The organism is Mycobacterium asiaticum (assembly GCF_001668675.1).
GTDB classification, from domain to species: domain Bacteria; phylum Actinomycetota; class Actinomycetes; order Mycobacteriales; family Mycobacteriaceae; genus Mycobacterium; species Mycobacterium asiaticum_D.
In genome coordinates, this window is sequence record NZ_LZKQ01000281.1 from 1 (window position 1) to 2,802 (window position 2,802).

Sequence of the window (2,802 nt, forward strand, 5' to 3'; positions counted from 1 at the left end):
GTGCACCTTGGCGGCCGGCAACGGCGGGGCGTCCTTCTGCAGTTTGGTCAGCGCCTCGCGGTAGGGCTCGCCGAACTGCTCGGGAATGGCGGCCTCCATCACCGACAACGCCTGACCGACTTTCATGGCGCCGCCCTTGAGCTCACCCAGCACGGTGAACAGCTGATTGGCCGCCTTCTCCATGAGTTCGGCGTTGACCTCGTCTTTTGACTTGCCGGTCAGCCGCTTACCGAACCCCAGGGCAGCCCGGCCGGCCATGCCTACCGGCAGGCTGGCCAGCTTTGCATTGCGGGCCGCGCGGCCGCGCTTGATCTCTGACACATACCCATCATCCACGACGGCCCGTGCATCAAGTGCACCGATTATTCATCCGCGTGATAGATGGGAGCTCCATCGGAGCAAAGCAGACACAACAAGACGCCGCAGACGCCTTGTATCGGGCGATCATCGAGACACTGGACCGGCACCGCAACAAGCGCACGCTGGACGAGCACGTGCTGGATGCGCTCGGCCGGGCGGATGCGTCGATCTCGTCGAATGTCCCGCAGCAGGGCCGGCTCGGGTAACTCCGTCAGCAATCGCAGAGCGGGTGCCTGGTCCACGGCCGCGCCACGATCGAGCTGGCATGGAGATCGAACTCCAGCGTGGCGTTGAGCGCCGAAGGTGGGTCGGGATCCGCTGGCCGGCCGCGCACCGCGGCGACGACGCGGTGCACCTGGCTCAGCGCCAGGGCCGCGGTGGCCAGCAGCGTCGCGCGATCGGCGACCCCGACGGTGTCGCGCAACTGCGCGGCGATGGCCGGCCAGGCGGCGTCCCGGTCCCGGCGGTGCAGGTCGGTGCAACCCAGGCAACTCGTAACGCCGGGGATTACCAGCGGCCCGACCAGTCCGGTGCCGTCGCGCACCCGGACCGGGAGGTGCGGCACACGCGCCGCGTGCAGGTCACGCACGATGCGCGGATCGGCCACCAGGAAGTCGGCCAACACCACCAGATCGACCGCGGCGGCGGTGACCGTCGCATGCGGTTGGCTGCTGTGCCCGGTACGCACACCCGACCCGCGCAGCGCCTGCACCAGCAGATCGGACAGTGGGCCACGACCGTGTACCCGGATGGACGCCGCCCGGCCGGCGGACGTGCCGTCACCGCGGGTCGCGACCCCGGCGCTGACCAACTGGGTCACCAGTTCGGTGAGGTCCCTGCCGGCTTGCCGTTGCAGTTCGCCGATCGAGGTCGGCGACCGCATGGACCGCAGCACGGCGGCCAGCCGCGCCGCCGGCAGGTCGCCCGGCGGACGGACCAGCACGGCACGACGGGGATCCCAACCCACCTGAACCACGCCGTCGGGACGCAGCAGCACCGGCATGGCCGGGTCCAGCGCATATAGGCAAGTGGCGGCCCGGACCATGGCTTGACACTGTGCCAGGCAACGACGTCGCGCCCTCTTCACTTATCCACAGCCGGCCGAATCAAGCGAAATTAAGTAGTCGACTACTCATGCTCCTTCCGGGCCCCCGTTCTTACGTTGGATGCGCCTGACGGAGCAGCACGCCGGGCTCGCCAAACGAGGGATGCGTGGAGGTGTATTGGCATGTCGTTTGTGATCGCGGCGCCCGACCTGTTGATGGCGGCGGGAGCCGACCTCGCGGATATCGAGTCGGCGCTCGGCGCGGCCAGAGCGGTCGCCGCCACTTCAACGACACAGGTGCTCGCGGCGGCCGCCGATGAGGTCTCGACAGCGATCGCCGCGTTGTTTGCCGGCCACGGCCAGGAATCTCAGACCCTCAGCGCCCGCGTCTCGGCGTTCCACAGCCAGTTCGTGCAGATCCTGAGCGCAGCCGGCGGCGCCTATTCGATAGCCGAGGCGGCCAACGCCTCGCCGCTGGAAGGATTGCTGAGCCTTGTCAACGCACCCACCAACCTGTTGCTCGGGACCCCGCTGATCGGCAAGGGCACCAACGGAGCGCCGGGAACCGGGCAGAACGGCGGCCCGGGCGGGCTGTTGTGGGGGGACGGCGGCGACGGCGGGTCCGGGGCAGCAGGGAAGCCGGGCGGCAAAGGCGGAAACGCATGGTTCTTCGGCAACGGCGGCCGCGGCGGGACCGGTGGGACCGGAACCACCGGCATCCTGGGCAACGCCGCCGCCGGTACCCCCGGCGGCGGAGGCGGCCTCGCGGGTAACGGCGGTCCCGGTGGCAATGGCGGGATCATCTTCGGCAACGGCGGTGCCGGCGGCGTAGGTGGCCTCGGCGGTACCGGCGGTGCCGGCGGAAGCGTCACCAACGGCGGCACCGGCACCAGCGGCGGCAACGGAGGCACCGGAGGCGACGGCGGAGCAGGCGGGCAGGCCCAGGGCTTGGCGAAATTGCTCGGTGGTCATGCGGGCGTCAACGGCGACGGGGGCGTAGGGGGTACGGGCGGCGCCGGCGGCGACAGCACCTTCAATGGCGGCGGCGCCGTGAGCGGTGCCGGCGGCAGCGGCGGCAACGGGGGCCACGGCGGGATGGGGACCAACGGCGGCGCCGGGGGCACCGGCGGCGAGGGCGGCCGTGTCGAGCTGATCACCACCGGCCCCGCTGCCAGCGCCTCGGGCGGCGGGGGTGGCGGCGGCGGAGAAGGCGGCCTCAGCACCGGCGGCGGCCACGGGGGCACCGGTGGCACTGGCGGCAGCGGTGGTCAAGCCGGAGCGTTCGCCAACACCAACGGGACCGGCCCCGCCGGCTTCGACGAACTCTTCGGCGGCGGGGGCGGCACCGGCGGCATCGGTGGCACCGGTGGCACCGGCGGTACCGGCGGCGACAACAC

The 2,802-nt window shown here is 71.3% G+C and carries 3 protein-coding genes and 1 pseudogene; 2 read left to right on the top strand and 2 right to left on the bottom strand.

The window, feature by feature from the left end; all coding sequences use genetic code 11:
* A pseudogene (locus A9X01_RS23550) lies at positions 1 to 336 on the bottom strand (AarF/ABC1/UbiB kinase family protein); the annotation flags it as partial.
* Positions 337 to 374: 38 nt separating this feature from the next.
* On the opposite strand from A9X01_RS23550, the gene A9X01_RS23555 reads away from it, so the two are divergent.
* Complete coding sequence (locus A9X01_RS23555) at positions 375 to 566, top strand: hypothetical protein (protein ID WP_155772239.1); 192 nt, start codon at positions 375 to 377, stop codon at positions 564 to 566.
* 5 nt (positions 567 to 571) lie between these two features.
* Here the strand turns inward: A9X01_RS23555 and A9X01_RS23560 are convergent, their stop codons facing one another.
* A complete protein-coding gene (locus A9X01_RS23560; protein WP_065123040.1) occupies positions 572 to 1,405 on the bottom strand; it encodes a cyclodehydratase in 834 nt (277 codons plus the stop codon).
* Between the two features lie 183 nt (positions 1,406 to 1,588).
* On the opposite strand from A9X01_RS23560, the gene A9X01_RS23565 reads away from it, so the two are divergent.
* The coding region (locus A9X01_RS23565) for a PE family protein (protein WP_155772240.1) at positions 1,589 to 2,802 on the top strand (1,214 nt) is incomplete at its 3' end.

What these genes read in the sequence shown, in the direction of transcription:
- A9X01_RS23560 (WP_065123040.1), bottom strand. Translation starts at nt 1,405, where the DNA reads ATGGTCCGGGCCGCCACTTGCCTATATGCGCTGGACCCGGCCATGCCG.